This is a genomic window from Clostridium sp. AM33-3 (assembly GCF_003480315.1).
Taxonomy (GTDB): Bacteria; Bacillota; Clostridia; order Lachnospirales; family Lachnospiraceae; genus Brotaphodocola.
The window spans coordinates 25,705-47,514 of record NZ_QUIV01000019.1 but is presented as its reverse complement, the minus strand read 5'-3'; the positions used below and the strand labels follow the sequence as shown (position 1 = coordinate 47,514).

20 protein-coding genes and 1 pseudogene are annotated in these 21,810 nt (G+C 49.4%); 17 read left to right on the top strand and 4 right to left on the bottom strand.

Annotation, left to right across the window (positions count from 1 at the left end):
• Positions 1-10 precede the first annotated feature (10 nt).
• Positions 11-331, top strand: a complete 321-nt coding sequence (locus DW819_RS11425; RefSeq protein WP_118733398.1) for a TIGR04076 family protein — start codon at positions 11-13, stop codon at positions 329-331.
• Between the two features lie 3 nt (positions 332-334).
• Positions 335-744 (top strand): annotated as a pseudogene (locus tag DW819_RS11420) (DNA-3-methyladenine glycosylase I).
• A gap of 83 nt (positions 745-827) precedes the next feature.
• Here the strand turns inward: DW819_RS11420 and DW819_RS11415 are convergent.
• Positions 828-1,181 carry a helix-turn-helix domain-containing protein gene (locus DW819_RS11415; RefSeq protein ID WP_055187091.1) on the bottom strand — a complete coding sequence of 118 codons (354 nt, stop codon included), beginning with the start codon at positions 1,179-1,181 and terminating at the stop codon, positions 828-830.
• Positions 1,182-1,336: 155 nt separating this feature from the next.
• On the opposite strand from DW819_RS11415, the gene DW819_RS11410 reads away from it, so the two are divergent.
• The 11 genes from DW819_RS11410 to greA all read left to right on the top strand — a co-directional run bounded on the left by DW819_RS11410 (position 1,337) and on the right by greA (position 12,747).
• Positions 1,337-1,840, top strand: a complete 504-nt coding sequence (locus tag DW819_RS11410; RefSeq protein ID WP_118733397.1) for a flavin reductase family protein — start codon at positions 1,337-1,339, stop codon at positions 1,838-1,840.
• A gap of 28 nt (positions 1,841-1,868) precedes the next feature.
• Positions 1,869-2,558: a radical SAM mobile pair protein A gene (locus tag DW819_RS11405; protein WP_118561304.1), complete on the top strand. Its 690-nt coding sequence runs from the start codon at positions 1,869-1,871 to the stop codon at positions 2,556-2,558.
• Positions 2,546-3,463: a radical SAM mobile pair protein B gene (locus DW819_RS11400; RefSeq protein WP_118733396.1), complete on the top strand. Its 918-nt coding sequence runs from the start codon at positions 2,546-2,548 to the stop codon at positions 3,461-3,463. The genes DW819_RS11405 and DW819_RS11400 overlap by 13 nt, the downstream gene beginning before the upstream one ends.
• Positions 3,464-3,824: 361 nt before the next feature.
• On the top strand, positions 3,825-4,043 hold the full coding sequence (locus DW819_RS11395) for a cation transporter (protein WP_118733395.1): 219 nt from the start codon (positions 3,825-3,827) through the stop codon (positions 4,041-4,043).
• Between the two features lie 98 nt (positions 4,044-4,141).
• Positions 4,142-6,142 (top strand): heavy metal translocating P-type ATPase, encoded by a 2,001-nt coding sequence (locus DW819_RS11390; protein WP_118733394.1) that lies wholly within the window; start codon positions 4,142-4,144, stop codon positions 6,140-6,142.
• Positions 6,143-6,414: 272 nt separating this feature from the next.
• Positions 6,415-6,603 carry a hypothetical protein gene (locus DW819_RS11385; RefSeq protein WP_118733393.1) on the top strand — a complete coding sequence of 63 codons (189 nt, stop codon included), beginning with the start codon at positions 6,415-6,417 and terminating at the stop codon, positions 6,601-6,603.
• A gap of 160 nt (positions 6,604-6,763) precedes the next feature.
• Positions 6,764-7,504 carry a GNAT family N-acetyltransferase gene (locus DW819_RS11375; protein ID WP_118733392.1) on the top strand — a complete coding sequence of 247 codons (741 nt, stop codon included), beginning with the start codon at positions 6,764-6,766 and terminating at the stop codon, positions 7,502-7,504.
• A 213-nt stretch (positions 7,505-7,717) separates the two neighbouring features.
• A complete protein-coding gene (locus tag DW819_RS11370; RefSeq protein WP_243025815.1) occupies positions 7,718-8,188 on the top strand; it encodes a DNA/RNA nuclease SfsA in 471 nt (156 codons plus the stop codon).
• A 44-nt stretch (positions 8,189-8,232) separates the two neighbouring features.
• A complete protein-coding gene (locus DW819_RS11365; RefSeq protein ID WP_118733390.1) occupies positions 8,233-10,728 on the top strand; it encodes an excinuclease ABC subunit UvrA in 2,496 nt (831 codons plus the stop codon).
• A 160-nt stretch (positions 10,729-10,888) separates the two neighbouring features.
• Positions 10,889-12,217 carry a sodium-dependent transporter gene (locus DW819_RS11360; protein WP_118733389.1) on the top strand — a complete coding sequence of 443 codons (1,329 nt, stop codon included), beginning with the start codon at positions 10,889-10,891 and terminating at the stop codon, positions 12,215-12,217.
• Positions 12,218-12,246: 29 nt separating this feature from the next.
• The gene (greA, locus tag DW819_RS11355) at positions 12,247-12,747 is read left to right on the top strand and encodes a transcription elongation factor GreA (protein ID WP_118733388.1); all 501 of its coding nucleotides are present in this window, start codon (positions 12,247-12,249) and stop codon (positions 12,745-12,747) included.
• A 35-nt stretch (positions 12,748-12,782) separates the two neighbouring features.
• On the opposite strand, the gene DW819_RS11350 is transcribed toward greA, so the two are convergent.
• A complete protein-coding gene (locus DW819_RS11350; RefSeq protein WP_147353173.1) occupies positions 12,783-13,424 on the bottom strand; it encodes a LysR substrate-binding domain-containing protein in 642 nt (213 codons plus the stop codon).
• An 82-nt stretch (positions 13,425-13,506) separates the two neighbouring features.
• Positions 13,507-14,238, bottom strand: coding sequence for an SDR family oxidoreductase (locus tag DW819_RS11345; protein WP_118733386.1), 732 nt, complete (start codon positions 14,236-14,238; stop codon positions 13,507-13,509).
• Positions 14,239-14,444: 206 nt separating this feature from the next.
• Between DW819_RS11345 and DW819_RS11340 the strand changes: the two genes are divergently transcribed.
• Positions 14,445-15,761, top strand: coding sequence for a C40 family peptidase (locus DW819_RS11340; protein WP_182432635.1), 1,317 nt, complete (start codon positions 14,445-14,447; stop codon positions 15,759-15,761).
• Positions 15,762-15,774: 13 nt separating this feature from the next.
• Entirely contained in the window at positions 15,775-16,806 is a 1,032-nt protein-coding gene (locus DW819_RS11335) for an acyltransferase (protein WP_118733384.1), read from the top strand.
• A gap of 83 nt (positions 16,807-16,889) precedes the next feature.
• Here DW819_RS11335 and raiA read toward each other — a convergent pair whose 3' ends face one another.
• Entirely contained in the window at positions 16,890-17,417 is a 528-nt protein-coding gene (gene raiA, locus DW819_RS11330) for a ribosome-associated translation inhibitor RaiA (RefSeq protein ID WP_118733383.1), read from the bottom strand.
• A gap of 590 nt (positions 17,418-18,007) precedes the next feature.
• On the opposite strand from raiA, the gene secA reads away from it, so the two are divergent.
• Both secA and prfB read left to right on the top strand, forming a co-directional pair.
• On the top strand, positions 18,008-20,584 hold the full coding sequence (secA, locus tag DW819_RS11320) for a preprotein translocase subunit SecA (RefSeq protein ID WP_118733381.1): 2,577 nt from the start codon (positions 18,008-18,010) through the stop codon (positions 20,582-20,584).
• Positions 20,585-20,619: 35 nt separating this feature from the next.
• A protein-coding gene (prfB, locus tag DW819_RS11315) for a peptide chain release factor 2 (protein WP_118733380.1) occupies positions 20,620-21,757 on the top strand; the annotation gives its coding sequence in 2 pieces (ribosomal slippage) (positions 20,620-20,694 and positions 20,696-21,757; 1,137 coding nt in all).
• Positions 21,758-21,810: the final 53 nt, after the last annotated feature.

Below are 21,810 nucleotides of genomic sequence, written 5' to 3'. Positions count from 1 at the left end.
CAGGTTCAAAATGACTATACAAATGCATAAAAAGGTTAAAATCACCGTGCTGCGGACGGAATATGATCAGGAACTGGCAGAACAGTATGCGATTCCCAATTTGGGAAAGTGTCCTTTTCACCAGAAAGGTCAAGTGCTGTACAGCGATGGCATCAATCCACCGGATGGGATGTGTGGCGTTGCTTGGCAGGTGATTGCTCCCATGGCGCGTCAGTTATCCTTGGGGGAACTGGTTCAGCCGTCTGGCACTTGGCTGAATGATGATACGATTGGTGTGTTCGCCTGTCCAGACGGCATCCGGCCTGTTATTTTTCTCTTGGAGGCGGAGTAAGGAATGCAGTGGGCAGATGGAAAGATTCGATGTCATTGGGTGAACCCGGCTAATACCACTTATCTGCGATACCATGACGAGGAATGGGGCAGACCGGTTCACGATGACCATATGCTGTTTGAAATATTCGCAACCGGCTGAAAATACGAGCCGCAGTGGTCAAGGCACAAGTGTTTCAAAAGATACAGCAAGAGTGGGGCAGTTTTGACCGATACTTATGGCATTGGACAGATGAAAAGATCATCCAAGAAGTAGACAAAGTCAGCTCACCATTATCGGATGCCATCTCAAAAGATTTGAAAAAGCGGGACATGAAGTTTGTGGGGACCATAATCATCTATGCCTATTTGCAGGCGGTGGGAGTTATCAACTCTCATGAATCAGGTTGCTTCCTGAATCTTTTGCAGCAGTAGAGAATGCATAAAAAAGCCGGGAAGTTGACTCAAATTGTCAATGCCTCACGGCTATTATCATACAGATATTAATATAGTTAGAATCATGGTATATATTTCATTCCCCATTGGGAAATGGCGTAAAAGACCGGCAGCAGATCCCGTCCTTTCTCGGTGAGGGAGTACTCCACGCGCAGAGGCATTTCATTATATTGGATACGCTGAACCAATTCGTCCGCTTCCAGCTCCTTCAGGGCGTTGGTCAGAGCTGTATTGGTAATGGGTTTGAGAACTTTTTTCAGTTCCCCAAACCGCATGGGGCACTTGATGCACAGTTCATAGAGAATTTGGAGTTTCCACTTGCCTTGCAGCATTTGAACCACCGGCGTGACCGGGCAGTTTCCCTCGCCGGTTAGAATGACACTGCCAACCTTTTCTTTGAATTCTTCGTAAGTCATAATTGGATCTTTCCTCGTCTTTTTGCAGTATATTTTTTGATACCAGGTACAAATAATTTGCGTACTTGAACAAAAATTGCTATCAGATATAATAAATATATCACTGGTTGACCATGCAGTCAACGACTGAAATTTCTTAGAAAGGTCTGAATTTTATGAAAGAACTGAACATTATGGAGGCTACTGTTCTGACCTCCCCCAATCCACTGACGCTGATCTGCTCTAAAAAGGAGGATGGTTCTACGAACCTGGCTCCCATTTGCTTTGTGTCTTACCTCTCCTTCAATCCGCCTATGGTGGGCTTCGCCACTGGCAAACAGTCTCATACCGGTAAGCAGGTACGGGAGACCGGCAAAGTCATCGTCACTGTTCCCGGTGAGAGTCTGGCTGGCGCAGTAATGGCCTGCGGAGCGTCTACCGGCGCCAAGACCGACAAGGTGGCCGACAACAACATCGAGATGATGGCTGTGGAGGGCAGTGACATCCAGATTCCGGTGGATACCCGTCTGGCGATGGTGGCCACCCTGCAGCAGTCGGTGGAGGTGGGCGACCATATCCTGCACATCTGTCAGGTGGACAAGTTCCTGGGCGATGAGGACAAGAATGGGCTGTATGCCTGGAACGGCTTCGGGAAAGTTGCGCCTGCGGTAGAAGGCTAAATTTTAAAACGGAAAGGAGGCGTCAGCAGTGGCTGTTTGTATTAAAGACTGTATTCAGAACATGAATCTGGTGATCGGCTGTACGATTGGTTGCAGCTACTGCTACGCCAGAAACAATGTCCGCCGGTTTCACATGATCGACGACTTTGAAAAGCCGGAGTTTTTTCCCAATAAGCTGCGGCTGATGGAGAAAAAGCGCCCACAGAATTTTCTGCTCACCGGCATGAGCGATTTTTCCTACTGGAAGACAGAGTGGCGGGAACAGATATTTGCCAAGATGACTGAAAATCCGCAGCATCAATATCTGTTTTTGACTAAGCGACCGGAGGATATTGTGTTTTCCACTACCCTGGAGAATGCGTGGTTTGGTGTAACTGTTACCTCCAGTAAAGAGAAAAACCGTATCCAGACTTTGCGGGAGCATATCCATGGCGGACACTATCATGTGACCTTTGAACCTATGTTTGATGATGTTGGCATGGTGGACCTTACCGGAATTGAGTGGATCGTCATTGGGACTGAGACCGGACATAGGAAGGGCAAAGTCGTATCGAAACCGGAATGGGTGTGGAATCTGACACATCAGGCCCATGCGCTTGGCATCCCTGTATTTATGAAGGAAGATCTGCTTCCTATCATGGGAGAGGCACAGATGGTACAAGAATTTCCCCCGGCTTTTTACCGGGTATTGGAGGAACAGAAGACATGGCAGAAGTGAAAGAGAGCAGCATTCTGATTCAGGATATAGAAACCAAAAATATTATGACAAAATCCACCTTGCCGGTGGGCGGCTATTCCGTCAATCCTTATGTGGGCTGTACCCATGGCTGCAAATACTGCTACGCCTCGTTTATGAAGCGATTTACCGGGCACACCGAACCGTGGGGTACATTCCTGGATGTGAAACATTGGCCAGCAATCAAAAATCCCCGGAAATACGCCGGACAGCGCGTAGTCATCGGCTCGGTGACTGATGGCTATCTGCCCCAGGAGGCTCAGTTTCAGAACACCCGAAAGCTTCTTGAACAGCTCCGGGGCAGCGAGGCAGAAATTCTCATCTGTACCAAGTCAGACTTGGTAATCCGTGACATCGACCTCCTGAAAGAACTGGGAAAGGTCACGGTTTCCTGGTCGATCAATACGCTGGACGAGGATTTCAAAAACGATATGGACAATGCCGTCAGCATTAAGCGACGGCTGGATGCCATGAAGCAGATCTATGATGCGGGCATTCGCACTGTCTGTTTTATCGCTCCGGTTTTTCCCGGTATCACGGATTTCGAGGCTATCTTCCATCAGGTCAGAAATCAGTGCGACCTGATATGGTTAGAAAATCTAAACCTGCGAGGCGGATTCAAAAAAGACATCCTTGACTATATACGTAAAAAACATCCTGACTTGGTTCCGCTGTACGACGCTATCTACAACAAGAGAGACAGAAGCTACTTCCGTGGTTTGGAGGATCAAGCGGAACGGCTGGCGAAAGAAAACAGCTGTCCCTTCGTGGACAACGAGCTGCCCTACGGACGAGCAGAGCCTGGGCACCCGGTCATTGTGGATTATTTTTACCATGAGGAAGTGCGTGGCTCGGAAAACACCGGGCGACGCAACCCCCAAAAATAATTTGTGAAATAAATGGGTTCTGACATGGAGCTGTGCTTCCATGTCAGAACCTTTTTTAGCATTGTTTACCCATTCAGAAGTTCTCTTATCCCTCTTGGAAGGACTTGTACTCCGTCCATTGCCTTTCGATTTTCCCCGCTCTACAATGCAGACGGAACGATTAAATGTTGCCCTTATCAAGGCACTGGAATGTGCCGATAAAAGCTGCATTTTGCCCAAACAGAAGAACCATTTTCCCAAATAGCAGGATATGGGTTCAAACCGTTGACGGGGACGGTTTTCCTGCGTATGATGAAGATACGATTAAATAAGGATTTAATTGTTTGGCACAAAGTTAATACTCAGAGAGGAGATTTTCAAAATGAAAAAGACTTACAAAATCGATGTGGATTGCGCTAACTGCGCCAACCTGATGGAGGATGCCACCCGCAAGACCAACGGCGTACAGAGCGCTACGGTGAACTTTATGACCCTCAAGATGAACGTGGAGTTCGAGGAAGGTCAGGACCCCAAGGTCGTTATGCAGGAGGTTCGCAAAGCCTGCAAGAAGGTGGAACCCGACTGCGAGATCTTTCTGTAAGCCAGCAAAACGAAATGCCCTGTTGAGCGGCAGCTTGCAGGGCATTCTTTCTCTTAGACAAATAAACGAATAAGCAATCGTGAAAGAGGTAAAACGAAATGCAGGAGTATATCATTAACGGTCTGCTGATCGTGGTGGCTCTGCTGGCCGTGATCCTTCAGATCATCGGCACGCGGCCCTCCGCCGGTATGACCAAAAAACAAAAAGTGATGTTGTGGCGGATTTTGACTGCTGCGGTTCTACTGTTAATTTTGCAGGTCCTGGGCGCAGGCGCATTTGAAGTGTTTGGCGCGGCAGGCCGCTGGATACGTCTGGCTGTGTTCATGCTGGATTATCTGGTCATTGGCTACGACATTCTGGAAAAAGCCGGAAAAGGTATCCGCAACGGTCAGGTGTTCGATGAGCACTTTCTGATGGCGGTGGCTACGCTGGGTGCGCTTGCCCTGGCCATATATGAAAACGGCGACTATCTGGAGGCCATCGCGGTGATGCTGTTCTACCAGGTGGGCGAATGGTTCCAGTCCTACGCCGTGGGAAAGAGCCGCCGGAACATCAGTGATCTGATGGACATCCGTCCTGATTATGCCAATATCGAACGGGAGGGAAAACTGGAACAGGTGGACCCGGACGAAGTGGGGATCGGCACCATTATTGTGGTACAGCCTGGCGAAAAAGTTCCTATTGACGGTATGGTGGTTCAAGGTGAATCGACGTTGAACACTGCCGCGCTCACAGGCGAGAGCTTGCCCCGCGAGGTCAAAACCGGGGATGAGATCATCTCTGGCTGTATCAATATGACAGGCTTGCTCCATATCCAGACCACCAAGGAATTTGGCGAGTCCACTGTCTCCAAGATTCTGGATCTGGTGGAGAATGCTTCCTCCCGGAAGTCCAAGTCGGAGGACTTTATCTCTCGCTTCGCAAAAATTTACACCCCTGCGGTATGTTATGCCGCACTGGCCTTGGCAATTCTGCCTCCTTTGGTGCGAATGTTCGGTATGGGACTGGATGCAGACTGGGAGACCTGGATCTATCGGGCGCTGACCTTCCTCGTTGCCAGCTGTCCTTGTGCTCTGGTCATCTCTATTCCTCTGTCCTTCTTTGCAGGAATTGGCGGAGCCAGTAAGGCGGGCGTTCTGGTGAAGGGGTCCAACTATCTGGAGACCCTGTCGCAGGCTAAGATCGTGGTCTTTGACAAGACCGGCACACTGACTCAGGGCGTATTTGAGGTGAATGCGATCCATCACAATGAGATGGATGAGCACAAGCTGGTGGAATACGCCGCTCTGGCAGAGAGCGCTTCCAGCCATCCCATCAGCAAGAGCTTACAGAAAGCCTACGGTATGGAAATCGACCGCAGCCGGGTGACTGACATTCAGGAACTTAGCGGCAACGGTGTCATCGCTACGGTGGACGGTCATCAGGTGGCAGCTGGTAACGACAAGCTCATGAATCGTCTGGGGGTCCAGGCTATTCCGTGCCACAGCGTAGGCACCATTATTCACATGGCGATTGACGGGAAATATGCCGGACATATTGTTATTTCCGACATCGTGAAGCCTCACTCCAAGGAAGCCATCCAGGCATTAAAGTCGGCTGGGGTTCGCAAGACTGTGATGCTTACTGGTGACGCCAAGAAGGTGGCTGACAGTGTGGCCTCCGCTTTGGAGTTGGATGAGGTTTACAGTGAACTGCTTCCTGCTGACAAGGTGGAGAAAGTGGAGCAGTTGATTCAGAACAAACCAGAGAAAGAAAAACTGGCTTTTGTGGGAGATGGCATCAACGACGCCCCAGTGCTTCGCCGGGCAGATATCGGCATCGCTATGGGTGCCATGGGTTCTGACGCCGCCATTGAGGCTGCTGATGTGGTCCTAATGGATGATGACCCCTTGCAGATCTCCAAAGCAATCAAAATCTCCAGCAAGTGCCTTGGCATCGTTTATCAGAACATCGTGGTGGCCATCGGCGTAAAACTGGCCTGCCTCGTGCTGGTCGCTCTGGGCTTCGCCAATATGTGGCTGGCCGTGTTTGCTGATGTGGGCGTGATGATTATAGCCGTCCTCAACGCTATCCGGGCACTGTTTGTGAAAAATCTTTAAAGATCAGAAATAAACGAAAACAGAAAGAGGGACTCTTTCCGCATGAAGGTTTTAACTCAAATATTGTATCTTAACTCAAAAAGAGTTATAACACAGAAAAAGAGTTAAGATTGCAGGTGATGACATGGAATATCTCGATAAAGTTCTGGGAGTCAAGGTTATCTATGATGATGTAGAGTTTAAGCATTTCTTCTTTGCTGGCGACACATATTGATCGCTTTATTGCCAAGGTTGAGTCTGATTACAGAAAGAAGGGGAGAACAACATGAAAGATGGCGAAGAAGAAAAGCGCTGCGTCCTTTTTTGAAGGAGCGGAGATTGTCTATCTGGGCTGGATCATGGCAGGTTTGGTCAAGGGCTATGCAGTGGCTGCGAAGCGCTATCGGGTGTGCGCTATGCTGACGACCCGGAGGGGGTTGAATAGTTTGAAGTCACTTTTCCAGCAAAAGAAATGCTGTTAGTGGATGAGGTTGATAGCAAAGCGTTTTTTATGAAACTGTTTGAGGCAATGTACGATGAATTGCTCTTACCAAAACAAAAATGAAAGAACAACGAAGCGCGGTAGAAACCACATTCATGGGAAAAGGGAAAGTAAAACTGAGAGCATTGGAGGAATAACGGATGAAATATATTCGGATCACAAAAGAAAATATTGACAAGGAACATATCTGCTGCGCCATGTCCGGCAGGCAGAGTGTTGCAAAAAAGGAATGGCTGAGACAACGCTTTGATGATGGACTTGTTTTTTATCGCAGCGAAGAACGCGGCAAATGTTTTATCGAATACATTCCGGCTGAAAATGCCTGGGTTCCTATTGCGGCAGATGGTTATCTTTACATTAACTGCCTATGGGTATCCGGTTCTATGAAGGGACACGGATACTCGAATGATCTGCTGGAGGCGTGTATCCGTGATGCTAAGGAGCAGGGAAAGAAAGGTATTTGTATTCTGTGTGCGGAGGGCCGGAAGCGGGAATTCCTCGCTGACCCGAAATTCCTTACTTATAAGGGGTTTTGTACGGCAGACATATCCGACTGCGGGATCAATCTCATGTATCTTCCAATTGAATCGGGCACACAGCCGCCGCATTTCAAGGAATGTGCGAAACATCCGGTGATTAAGGAAGCAGGTTTTGTTCTCTATTACACCGATCAGTGTCCATATACCTATTATTGGGTGCCAAGGGTGCAGGAGGCGGCGAAGGAGCATGGTATCCCGTTCAAGGCTACCCATATTACTGACAAAGAATCTGCACAGAATGTACCTGCACCGGTCACGACCTATGCCCTGTTTCGGGACGGTCAGTTTCTAACACAGAGTGTCCAGTCAGATAAAAAATTCCTGGCGCTGGCAGGTTTGTAAAATTGAGTTTACTCCGCTATTTGTTGCGTATGGAAGGAGTATAAGTGAAATTATGAAACAAATTTATAATATTATGCCAATTATTGCGGGAATCTGTTTTGGCTCAGCCGGAATTTTTGTACGCGAATTAAGTGAGAATATGAACAGCACCTCGATTATTTCATCCCGAGTGCATACGATCTGATTTCTGTATATAAGCCAAGGCTGAAGTGGGTGAATATAGACAGCCTGGCACCGAATATGCTGATGAAACAGCAGTTAATGAGCCTGAACTACGATCTTGTGAAACCGGAATATACTTACGGAGAATCCAGAATTGATTTTTACATGGAAAGTAATGGCGAAAGATTTCTGACTGAAGTGAAGGGCTGCACGCTGGCAGATGATTTGCATCCGGGGACCGGATTGTTTCCGGACGCACCGACGGAGCGAGGCGTGAAGCACTTACAGGAACTGACAAAGGCGGCAAAGGAAGGCTACCATTGCTCAATTGCTTTTGTGATTCAGATGAATGGCATTCATTGTGTGCTGCCAAACGAGGGGGCGCAACCGGAATTTAAGGAGGCACTTGTGAAGGCTGCCAGGGCAGGTGTCCAAATTGTCTGCTACAGCTGCCATGTCGAAGTCGACAGCATAAAAATCACGGGCGTAGTGGGAGATACTTCGAGATTCGTAAATATGTAGGACCTGTTATTTTGCTATGCCTGAGAAATCTGGGAGGTGTTGACATGGGGAAAGACAAAAAACCGGACAAAATAGAAGTCAGAGGCGCAAGAGTCCATAATCTGAAAAATATCAGCGTTGATATTCCGCTGAATGAGATTGTCGGGATTGCCGGAGTATCCGGCTCCGGTAAAAGCTCTCTTGCGCTGGGGGTGCTGTATGCCGAAGGATCGAGACGTTATCTGGAATCTCTTTCTACATACACGCGCCGGCGGATGACGCAGGCATCGAGAGCGGATGTGGATGAGGTGCTGTATGTTCCGGCGGCGTTGGCATTGCATCAGAGACCGGCGGTTCCTGGCATCCGTTCGACTTTCGGGACAGCAACAGAGCTGCTCAACAGCCTGCGGCTGATGTTCTCCCGCCTTGCCAGCCATCGCTGTCCGAATGGCCACTACCTGAAGCCCAGCATCAATGTTGCCGCGATGAATGGAGAATTAGTCTGCCCGGAGTGCGGGGAGCATTTTTATGCCCCGGGGGCAGAAGAGCTTGCCTTTAATTCCACCGGGGCGTGCAAATGCTGCAGCGGCACGGGAATGGTGCGGACTGTTGACCGTGCAACACTGATTCCGGATGAAAATAAAACCATTGATGAGGGAGCCGTTGCGCCATGGAATTCTCTGATGTGGTCTTTGATGACAGATGTCTGCCGGGAGATGTGGGTGCGCACGAATGTTCCGTTCAAAGACCTGACAGAGCGGGAAAAGGAGATCGTCTATGATGGTCCGATGGAGAAGAAGCATATCTTCTATGTCCCGAAGAATAAGAATAGCGCTGCGGTCGGGGAACTGGATATGACCTATTACAGTGCCACGGCAACTGTCCTCAATGCACTGAATAAGGTAAAGGACGAAAAGGGCATGAAAAGGGTTGAGAAATTCCTGCGGGAGGATATTTGTCCGGAATGTCATGGGACAAGACTTTCAGAAGAGGCCAGGGCGCCGAGACTGATGGGGATTTCGCTGGCAGATGCCTGCAGGATGACCCTGAAAGAGTCTGTTGCCTGGGTGAAGCGTGTACCGGAAGCTCTGCCGGAGGAGATGCGGAATATGGCGGAAGCTGTTTGTGAGTCGTATCTGGAAGCAGCTGTTCGACTCATGGATTTAGGGCTTGGCTATCTGACACTGGATCAGGCATCTTCCACGCTCTCCACGGGGGAACGGCAGCGGATGCAGCTTGCAAGGGCTGTGCGCAACCGCACAACAGGCGTTCTATATGTTCTGGACGAGCCTTCCATTGGTTTGCATCCGGCAAATATTGTGGGGTTGAACGGTGTGATGCATGATCTTGTCCGGGACGGCAATTCAGTCCTGCTGGTAGATCATGATACACAGATCCTGCAGGAAGCGGACTGGCTGGTGGAAATGGGACGCGGTGCCGGAGCGGACGGAGGAACGGTGATCGCCAAAGGAACGATCGGTGACATCGGAAAAAACCCGGATTCGGTCATCGGACCGTATCTCTCCGGTGCAGAGACTGCCGGAAAAAAGACAAAGCACAAAGCTGATTTTTCCGATGGAGTCATCCACATGGAAACCGGATCGATCCATACGGTAAAGCCGCTGACAGTGGATATTCCAAAGCACCGGCTGACTGTGATCACCGGAGTATCCGGTTCTGGAAAGACAACGCTGGTTCTGGAAAGCCTGGTTCCCGCATTGGAGGCAGTCTGTTACGGAAAACGTATGCCGGAGCATATCCGGAAGATCGATGCAAATGGAATTCATCAGATCAAGCTGATCGATGCAACACCGATCGGCGTGAATGTGCGTTCAACGGTTGCCACCTATGCGAATGTGCATGATGAGCTGCGAAAGATTTACGGCAGGACAGCGGAGGCAAAACGGCTTGGATATAAAGCCGGAGATTTTTCCTACAACACGGGAAGTCTGCGGTGTCCGGTCTGTGATGGTACCGGTATGATCTCACTGGATGTCCAGTTTTTGCCCGATGTGGATATTCCATGTCCGGAGTGTCGTGGTTCACGCTATGGAAAACAGGCGAAGCGGATCCGTTATACAAACAAGGATGGAGAAGAACGGTCATTGCCGGAACTGATGAATATGGATGTCAACGCTGCCGCGCAGTACTGCCGGCACATGAATTCAGTCAGACCGAAGCTGGAAATCCTGCGTGATCTGGGACTTGGGTATCTGACCCTTGGGGAGGAAACACCGTCACTTTCCGGTGGAGAGGCACAGCGCTTAAAGCTGGCAAGCGAAATGGACCGGAAACAGACGGATTCGGTTTTTGTTTTTGATGAGCCGACCATTGGTCTGCATCCGAAAGACGTAGAAACCCTGCTTCAGGTCTTTGCAACCCTGATCGATAATGGTGCAACGGTGATTGTCATAGAGCATGATCTGGATGTGATCCGCACCGCAGACTATCTTGTGGATATGGGGCCGGACGGCGGTGAGGACGGCGGCAGGATCGTTGCCTGCGGCTCACAGGACGATATCGTAAACTGCAGGGAAAGCGTAACCGGAAGATTTATCTGACAACAGACGAGCCGGTTGCTGCAAACTTTTGTGATTGCGGATGGCCGGCATTCCGATGCCGGTTGTTTTGCAGGATTGAAATTCCCGTTACTTAATGATAGAATCAGTATACCTGTCAGCATGAACAGAGTTTAACACCAGAAAGGGATTTGTTTTTATAATGAAAGAGAGGGATGGTTTTAAAAGCCGGACCGGTTTTGTGCTTGCGTGCATCGGTTCGGCGGTTGGTATGGGAAATATCTGGCGTTTTCCATACATTGTTTCAGACTGGGGTGGCATGACATTTCTGCTTCCCTATTTGATGTTTGTGGTTTTGATCGCTTCTACCGGCGTGATCGAGGAGATGGCGCTGGGACGTGCGGCCAAGAGCGGCCCCATCAAGGCATTTGGAATGTGCACAGAGCTTCGGACCGGAAAGAAACGGGCGGGAGAGCTGATCGGCATGATCCCGGTTCTGGGCTCCATGGCGCTGGCAATCGGTTATACAGTAGTAGTCGGCTGGATTTTCAAGTATGCGTTTCTGGCGCTTAGCGGAAATCTGTATACACTGGGACAGGATATGGGGGCCATTGGTGGTCTGTTCGATGGTACTGCTTCCGGATTTGGAAATAACAGCTGGCTTGTCATCACAGTTCTGGTAACTGCAGTCATCATGGCTTTTGGTATTGCCGGTGGAATTGAAAAAGCCAATAAGGTAATGATGCCGCTGCTATTTGTGCTGTTTCTGGGACTTGGCGCATACATTTTTACCCTGCCTGGTTCTGAGAACGGCTATCATTATATTTTTACCATTGATCCGGCAGGCTTAAAGGATGTACGCCTTTGGATCTATGCGTTTGGCCAGGCATTTTTTTCTCTGTCTATTGCCGGAAATGGAACAGTTATTTACGGTTCCTACTTAAGTGATTCCGAGGATATTCCTGGTTCGGCAAGAAATGTGGCATTTTTTGACACACTGGCGGCGCTGCTGGCTGCTTTTGTGATCATTCCCGGCATGGCGGCAGGCGGGGCGGAGTTGTCCTCCGGAGGCCCGGGTCTGATGTTTATTTATCTGCTAAACGTATTTAACGGCATGCCGGGCGGCAGAATCTGCGGCATGGTATTTTATGTCTGTGTCCTGTTTGCCGGCATGAGTTCCCTGGTCAATCTGTACGAGGCTCCGGTGGAAACCCTGCAGGAGCGCTGCGGTCTGAAACGCCCGGCAGCGGTTGCAGTGATCGCGGTGCTCGGCTGCGGTGTGGCACTGTTTATTCAGGGGATCGTATCAGGCTGGATGGATGTGGTATCCATCTATATTTGTCCGTTAGGGGCTATGCTTGCGGGTATCATGTTCTTCTGGGTGGCAGGAAAAGAATTTGCCTTGGAGGCAGTCAACCGCGGCGCAAAGCGTGAGATTGGTGTCTGGTTTGTACCGCTTGGAAAGTATGTGCTGGTACCGGCGGCCTTTGTGGCACTGGTGGCCGGCGCGCTGATGGGCGGTATCGGCTGATAATAAAGGACAGGAAGGAGACTGGGATCATGAGAGAAAAACTGACAAAATCAGACGTGGAAAAGATTCAGGCAGAGATTGAGCATCGGAAACTGGAGGTGCGTCCTAAGTGCCTGGAAGCAGTCAAGGAAGCGCGTGCCCACGGAGATCTGAGTGAGAACTTTGAATATCATGCGGCAAAGAAGGATAAAAATCAGAACGAAAGCCGCATCCGTTATCTGGAGAATATGCTGAAAAACGCAATTGTGATCTCCGATGAGTCAAGATCCGATGAGGTCGGTCTGAATAAGGCGGTTACCCTCTATATGGAGGATGACGATGAAGAGGAGACCTACAAGCTGGTCACCAGCATCCGCGGCAACTCCATGCACAATATGGTCAGCATTGAGTCACCTCTTGGCAAAGCTATTCTGCGCCACAAGGTGGGGGACCGGGTAGAGATTACCACGGACAACGGTTACAGCTATTTTGCGGAGATCAGGAAAATTGAAGATATTGGAGATGAGGATGATACGATCCGAAAATTCTGATATTTCTGAGATATCAGAACTCCCGGATTGGAGGATCAGTATCTTGATCTGGTGTAAAAATTGATCACAAACTCCATAAAATGATGCACATAAGGCTTTAAGATAAAATTCTTATGGTAAACCAGATACAGGCTGCGGCTGTCTGCAACCATCGGAAGATCAAAAACAAGAAGTTTCTGATCCGATCCGGGGCTGCAGGCGGCCGCTTTTGATATGACAGAAATTCCCAGACCGTTAGCAACGAGATTTTTGATGGATTCCTGGTCGTTCAGGCGGGCGGTGACCTGCAGGGAGCTTTCTGGAATGTTCAGCTTTTCCAGCAGTTCGCAGACAAATTTGCGGCTTCCGCTGCCTTCCTCCCGCAGGATCAGGTCCTCGGTCTGCAGAATCTGCTCTATGGGAAGGCAGTTGTCCTTAAGCTTCTGGAAATAGTGGTTTTTCTGTGTGATAAGCATCATCTGGTCCTGGTAGAAGGGTTCAAAGCAGAACCGGTCATCTTCGCTGATCATGCCAACCAGACCCAGGTTAAAGCTGCCTTCCAGAATTTTGTCCAGAATGCCCTGGCTGTCACTTTGATGGATATTGAAATAGGTTTCCGGACACAGCTTTTTGTAGGCAGGAAGAAGCTCCGGCAGCAGATAGGTGGACGGAATCGTGGAGGCACCCATGTGGATCACGTTCCGGCTTTCGTAAAGCTGCCATAATCGACGACAGCGACGAATGATTGCAGTTGCTTGAATTCCATATGTCTCCTTTGTATCAGATCCAGCCGCCGTCCAGGCCGATCACCTGGCCGGTCAGATAAGAACCCTTGTAACCAAGGTGATAGACAAAGTCTGCTACCTCCTCCGCGCGCCCAAGGCGTCCTGCCGGAATTTCCTCGACAAGCTGGATCAGCTCGTCTTCCTCCATCCACTGGTTCATTTCTGTGTCAATGGCGCCGCAGGCCACTGCGTTTACCTGAATATTACTGGGAGCCAGTTCCTTGGCCAGCGCTTTTGTGAAGGCGTTGATGCCGCCCTTGGTTGCGGAATAGGCAACTTCACAGGAGGCACCTACACAGCCCCAGACAGAAGAAATATTGACGATCTTTCCGTGTCTGGCCGGAAGCATCAGCGGGATAGCCAGCTTGCAGCAGTTAAAGACGGAAGTCAGATTGGTGCGCAGGATGCGGTCCCAGTCTTCCGAAGACATGTCCTGAAGAAGGCCGATGTAATCGATCCCGGCATTGTTGACAAGTACATCCAGAGAGCCAAATTGCTTACGGATCATGGAAAACATCTGCTCACAGACGGACATATCCCCCATGTCTCCGAGAAATGCGGTACAGGTTACCTGATAGCTTTCGATTTCTTTTTTAGTCTGCATCAGCTCCTGTTCGCGGTGCGCGCAGTTGATAATAACGTTGTAGCCTTTCTTGGCGAATTTTACGGCAATGGCCTTTCCGATCCCACGGGAAGCGCCGGTCACAAGCACAACTTTCTTTGCCATAAAGATCACTCCTTTCTTTGGCTCTATTCTACCATAAAAATGAAATATTTGCCCTGTAGTTTCTGAAATGATTGAGACATTTTACAATTCAATTACAATTTTGCGAACGCTCTGTAACTTTTAAGATAGTTATGCTATACTGGAGGACAGATTACAGTGGAAACAGGACAATGGCTGTGGCTTCACAGCTGGAAAGGCAAATACGCATGAATATATGGAAGAAAGTACTGGCAGTGAGCTGTCTCTGCGCAGCGACATCCAGCCCGTTTGCCGCTTATGCGGATGCATCAAAGTCTGTTCATGAGGCAACACTTGTGGCAGCACCTGCAGATTATGAGAATATTGCGGTATCGCAGGTATCAGATTATGTAAACATTCGGGAACAGGCAACTACAAACAGTAAGATTGTCGGTAAAATCTATAATAACTGCGCGGCTACCATTCTGGAGACGGTGGAAGGAGAGGGCGGAAGCTGGTACCGCATCCAGTCCGGAACAGTTAATGGTTTTATCAAATCTCAGTATTTTATCACCGGACAGGAGGCAGAGACTCTGGCGCAGTCGATCGGGCGGGAGTTTGTCACTGTCAGTGCGGATAACTTGCGCCTGCGAGAGGAACCGAACCTCACCAGCAATGTCCTGACTATGGTTTCCAGCGGTTCCCGCTACGTGGTCCAGGGAGATGAAGGTGATTTTTATAAGGTTGAGGTCGATGCAGACCTGATCGGCTACATTGCCAAGTCATATTGTCAGGTAGAAGTGGAATTTGATCAGGCAGTATCCCTGGAGGAAGAACGCCAGAAGCTGGAAGAAGAAGCGCAGAGAAAGCGTGATGCCCAGACAGCTATCGCAAACCTGGAGCAGACCATCAAGATGGAAGAAAATAAGGATGTCATCATTGCGGCCAATCCATCCCAGAGCGATGATTCCGCAATGACAAGTGCTCCGACGGCGAATAATGCGCAGAGCAGTCAGTCCAAGAGTCCGTCAGCAGGACAGAGCAGTTCGGGCAGCCAGCCGGCGGCCTCGGCTCCGGGAAAGACAGATTCTTCGCAGAACAGTTCCTCTCAGAGCGGCTCCAGCCAGATCGGATCTTCCGGTCCGTCTGCCGGTACGGTATCTTCACCGGTTGCCGGTCCCGGAAGTCCTGCAGCAGTCGTATCTGCGACCAGAACAGCTATCGTGGCTTATGCGAAACAGTTTTTGGGCAATCCATATGTTTACGGAGGCACCAGCCTGACAAATGGCGCAGACTGCTCCGGCTTTACCCAGTCAGTTTTTGCTCACTTTGGTATTACGACAGGAAGAAGCTCAAGAGATCAGGCGGCAAAGGGAAAAGAAATTTCCATGTCAGCCATTCAGCCGGGCGATCTGCTGTTCTATGCCAGCGGTAATTATATCAACCATGTGGCTATTTACATAGGCGATGGAAAAATCATCCACTCCAGCAATCCGACTACGGGTATCACCATCACCAAATACAACTACCGTACGCCGTGCAAGGCGGTGACATTCCTGAATTAGGAGTGAGCGGGCTATGAATGAAAAAAAACAATACTGCGGCCTGGATCTGCTGAAATTTATCATGGCAGTCCTGGTGGCCGCGCGGCATATGATCCAGGTATTTTATCCGGCAGAGAGCCGCTGGCGTCTGGTGATCGGCAGCTGGCTTTCTAACCTGGCAGTTCCGGTGTTCTTCATCATTGCCGGTTTTCTGCTGTTTCGCAAGATCCCGGATACCGGCAAAAAGAGCGGATGGCCGGTGGCAGGACGTTATGCCTGGCGCATTGTGAAGCTATATCTGCTCTGGTGCGTGATCTACTGGCCCATTGATATCTTCAACTGGTATCATGGTACAGCCGGCATTGCGGAGACCGTGAAGGCATATATCCATTCCTTCTTTTTCTCGAGCACCATTGCCCAGCTGTGGTATCTTCCGGCGCTGGCAGTGGCGGTCCTTCTGGTCTGGACCGGTTACCGGGCAGGGCTGGGCGTGCGGCAGCTGCTGGTGCTGACCGGTGCGCTGTTTGTGTTTGGATGCATCTGCGACAACTGGTATTTTACCGAGCGGGCGCCTATGAAGATCCAGGAGTTCGTCTGGTGGTACGCACCAAAGTTTGTCACCATGCGAAACGGTCTGTTTTATGGCAGCTTCTACCTGACACTCGGACTCTGGTTTTCCAGAAAGACCTGGCGCATGCCGGTACTGCTTTCTCTTGGGGGCAGTGTGGTGTTTCTGATTCTCATGTACAAAGAGGTGTCCACCTGCTTCAATACCAATATGGTATTCACCGCGGCTCCGGCGGCAGTCTGCCTGACAGAGCTTTTTATGGGCTTTGCGGGAGCGTATTCCCGTTTTTTTGTGATCCTGCGGGAAATGAGTGAATGGATATACTTTTCTCATTTTTATTTCTTCTATTTCTTTTCGTGGACAGTAAAGTGGAATCCACTTCCGCTCACCAAACAGAATATTACGCTGTGTATTTTTGTGCCGATGCTGTTGTTTGCGCTTTTGGTATCACTTTTATCCCATCGGGAAAAAGGAAAGTGGCTTCGGAAATTTATTTGAATGAACGTCAAAACGCCTCCGGGAAATCATATTCCCGAAGGCGTTTTGTGTATGAAAGTACTCTGATCCTCGTATGGAATTGTTTAGAACTCCGGTTCGATCAGTCCGTAGGTCTGTCCTTTTCTCTTATAAACAACGTTGACTTCCTCAGTCTCTGCATTTAAGAATACGTAGAAGTTATGTCCTAACAGCTCCATCTGTACGCAGGCTTCTTCCGGATCCATGGGTTTCATGGCGAAACGTTTGGTCTTCACGATCTGGATCTCATCCTCATCCTCGACCTCTTCACTGATGAACAGATCGGAGAAGGCCTGTGCGGACTGTTTCTGGTCAATGAGTTTGTTTTTGTACTTACGAAGCTGGCGTTCGATAATCTCCTCTACCAGGTCAATAGATACGTACATATCACTGCTGGATTCTTCGGCACGGATAATGCTACCCTTAACCGGGATGGTAACCTCGATCTTCTGTTTGTCTTTCTGTACGCTGAGCGTTACGATGATTTCTGTATCCGGAAGGAAGTAACGTTCCAGTTTTCCGATTTTTTCCTCAATGGCGGCGCGAAGCCCCGGAGTCACATCAATATTTCTGCCTGTAATTGTATAACGCATAAGTCATCAGCTCCTTCTTTTGAGATGTCCTAAGTATAACATATAAAACCGAAAATTTCAACCAAAACGAGGAAATTGTTGAGACAATTATTGAGAATGAAATATAAAAACGCATACTTTATCCACAAAAAATAAATTGCATTTCTACCTGCATGTCAGCGGAAAAGTCAAGCGCTTTTAGTGTATTTTTTGGCGTAAAACGCGGATTTATAAGATATGAACAAAGAAAACCGCGGAGTTTCCGAAAGTGGAAGAACTGGAAAATGTGGGAAATTTATGTGGATAATGTGGATAACTTGGTGTATAACTCATTTTTGGCTGAAAAACAGGGGGAAGAAATGTGGATGCAGATTTCGTGGATAATGTGGATAACGTGGATAAGTTGTGAATCGAACATAGTTTTTGTGCAACCTGACAAGTTTACCATAATTTCACAATTATGTCATCTTTGTATCGAGGAAATTAATTTTTTGTGAACAAAGGGCCTAAAACTTGAATAAATCAGGGGATGGTGGTACAATATCAAAGATTGACTTATAATAGTAGAAATGTGACAGACGAAACAAAGAAAATTTAGGAGAAAGAACTATATGAATCTCATAGAAAAAGTATTTGGCACCCACAGTGAGCGGGAACTGAAGATGATCTATCCGATCGTGGATAAGATCGAGGCGCTGCGCCCGACCATGCAGGCAAAGACCGATGAGGAGCTGCGCGACAATACCCGCATCTTCAAGGAGCGCCTGGCCAATGGCGAGACTCTGGACGATATTCTTCCGGAGGCATTTGCCACCGTACGTGAGGCCGCAAAGCGTGTGCTGAACATGGAACATTACCCGGTACAGCTCATTGGTGGTATCGTCCTGCATCAGGGCCGTATCGCTGAGATGAGAACCGGTGAAGGTAAGACCCTGGTTTCTACTTCCCCGGCATATTTGAACGCACTGGCCGGTAAAGGCGTTCATATCGTAACGGTCAACGACTATCTGGCAAAGCGAGATGCAGAGTGGATGGGACAGGTTCACCGTTTCCTGGGTCTGACCGTCGGCGTGGTATTAAATCCGATGACCTCTGAGGAGCGTAAGGCTGCATACAACTGCGATATTACCTACGTTACCAACAATGAGCTGGGCTTTGATTACCTGCGTGATAACATGGCCATCTACAAAGATCAGATGGTTCTGCGCAATCTGGATTACGCCATCATCGATGAGGTCGATTCCGTCCTGATCGATGAAGCAAGAACTCCGCTGATCATTTCCGGACAGAGCGGTAAATCCACCAAGCTGTACGAGGTCTGCGATGTGCTGGCGCATCAGCTGGTACGCGGTGAGGCCTCCGGTGAGTTCACCAAGATGAATGCCATCATGGGTGAGGACATTGAAGAAACCGGAGATTTCATTGTAAACGAGAAGGATAAAGTCGTTAACCTGACTGAGGAAGGCGTTAAGAAGGTAGAGCAGTTCTTCCATATTGAGAACCTGGCAGATCCGGAGAATCTGGAGATCCAGCACAACATCATTCTGGCACTGCGCGCAAACTACCTGATGTTCCGTGATAAGGACTATGTGGTAAAAGATGATGAGGTACTGATCGTCGATGAATTTACCGGACGTATCATGCCGGGCCGCCGTTACTCAGATGGCCTGCATCAGGCAATTGAGGCGAAGGAGCATGTGAATGTGCGTCGTGAGAGCAAGACTCTGGCAACCATCACCTTCCAGAACTTCTTCAACAAATTCCGCAAAAAATCCGGTATGACAGGTACTGCGCTGACTGAGGAGAAAGAGTTCCGAAACACTTATGGCATGGACGCGATCGCAATCCCGACCAACCGTCCGGTAGCGCGTATCGATCATGAGGATGCCGTATACAAGACGAAAAAAGAAAAATTTGAGGCTGTTGTCAACGATGTTGTAGCTTCTCATGAGAAGGGACAGCCGGTGCTGGTTGGTACCATTACCATTGAGACTTCCGAGCTTTTAAGCAAGATGCTGAACAAACGCGGCATCCAGCATAAGGTCCTGAACGCGAAGTTCCATGAGCTGGAGGCTGAGATCGTAGCAGATGCAGGTATTCATGGAGCCGTAACTATCGCAACCAACATGGCAGGCCGTGGTACCGATATCAAGCTGGATGATGAGGCAAAGGCAGCAGGCGGTTTAAAGGTTATCGGTACCGAGCGTCACGAGTCCCGCCGAATCGATAACCAGTTGCGCGGCCGTTCCGGACGTCAGGGAGACCCGGGTGAATCCCGTTTCTATATTTCCCTGGAAGATGACCTGATGCGTCTGTTCGGTTCTGAGCGTCTCATGGCTATGTTCGAAGCTCTGGGTGTTCCGGAGGGCGAGCAGATCGAGCACAAGATGCTTTCCAGTGCCATTGAGAAGGCACAGATGAAGATCGAGAACAACAACTACGGTATCCGTGAAAACCTGTTAAAATACGACGAGGTCAACAACGAGCAGCGTGAGATCATCTACGCAGAGCGCCGCAAGGTTCTGGATGGAGATAACATGCGCGACCTCATCTTAAAGATGATCACCGATATCGTGGAGAACTCCGTAGATCTGTCCATTTCTGATGAGCAGGCATCCTCTGATTGGGATCTGAAGGAGCTGAACAGTCTTCTGCTCCCGATCATTCCGCTTGAGACGATTACGGCAGAGAATCATCCGGTGACCAAGAAAAATGAGTTAAAGCACATGCTGAAGGAAGAAGCCATCAAGCTGTATGAGGCGAAGGAGGCTGAATTCCAGGATGCAGAGCAGATCCGTGAGCTGGAGCGTGTGGTACTTCTGAAGGTGATCGACAACAAGTGGATGAGCCATATCGATGACATGGACCAGCTGCGTCAGGGTATCGGCCTGCAGGCTTACGGCCAGAGAGATCCGGTTGTTGAGTATAAGATGAATGCCTACGAGATGTTCGAGGCCATGACGGCTGCCATCACCGAGGAGACAGTCCGTATTCTGTTCCACATTCGCGTAGAGCAGAAGGTTGAACGAGAGCCGGCAGCGAAGGTAACCGGGACCAACCGTGACACCTCTGCGCCGCAGGCACCGAAGGTACGCCAGGTGCAGAAGATTTACCCGAATGATCCGTGTCCGTGCGGAAGCGGTAAAAAGTTCAAACAGTGCCATGGCCGCGATCTGATGCCAAGATAAGATTCAGAAATATAATTATGAAAGAAGGTGACACAATGGTAGAATTAGATCAGTTCAAGTACACATTATCGACCTTTGAAAAACCATTAGTGGAAGTGAGGGATTCACTTTGACCTGGATAACAAGGTCAGACGAATCGATGAGTTAGATAAATCCATGGAGGAGCCAGGCTTCTGGGACAATGCCGACCGTGCCACCAAACTGGTGCAGGAGGCAAAGAACCTGAAGGATACCGTAGATCTTTACCGTGGTCTGGAACAGCAGTACGAAGACATCCAGGTGATGATCGAGATGGGCTATGAGGAGGAAGATCCTGCCCTGATACCGGAGATCCAGGAGATGCTGGATGAGTTCGAGCGCAATCTGGAGAAACTGCGCATGGAGACGCTGCTGTCCGGAGAGTATGACAAATACAATGCTATCCTGCGTCTGAATGCAGGCGCAGGCGGTACCGAATCCTGTGACTGGTGCAGCATGCTTTACCGTATGTACTGCAGATGGGCGGACAAGATGGGCTATAAGACTGAGGTCCTGGACTACCTGGACGGCGATGAAGCAGGCATTAAGTCTGTTACCATCCAGATCAATGGTGAAAATGCATTCGGCTACTTAAAGTCCGAACGCGGTGTGCACCGCCTGGTGCGGATCTCTCCGTTCAATGCGGCAGGAAAGCGTCAGACGTCCTTTGTATCCTGTGATGTTATGCCGGATATTGAAGAAGATCTGGATGTGGAGATCAACCCGGATGACCTGCGGATCGATACCTATCGTTCCAGCGGTGCCGGTGGTCAGCATATCAACAAGACCTCCTCTGCGATCCGTATCACCCATATTCCGACCGGAATCGTGGTACAGTGCCAGAATGAGCGTTCCCAGTTCCAGAACAAGGATAAGGCCATGCAGATGTTAAAGGCAAAGCTGTATATGTTAAAGCAGCAGGAGAATGCAGAGAAGCTTTCTGACATCCGGGGCGATGTGAAAGAGATCGGCTGGGGAAACCAGATCCGCTCTTATGTCCTGCAGCCGTATACCATGGTCAAGGATCTGCGCACCGGAGAGGAAACCGGAAATGTGGCCAATGTGCTGGATGGCGGGCTTGATCCGTTTATCAGCGCTTACCTGCGCTGGCTGAGTCTGGGCTGTCCGGACCGCAAGGCATCCGCAGAAGATTAATTTGAAATTCTTTATAAAAGCAGAGTGTATGCAAGAAAAAGCTTGCACTCTGC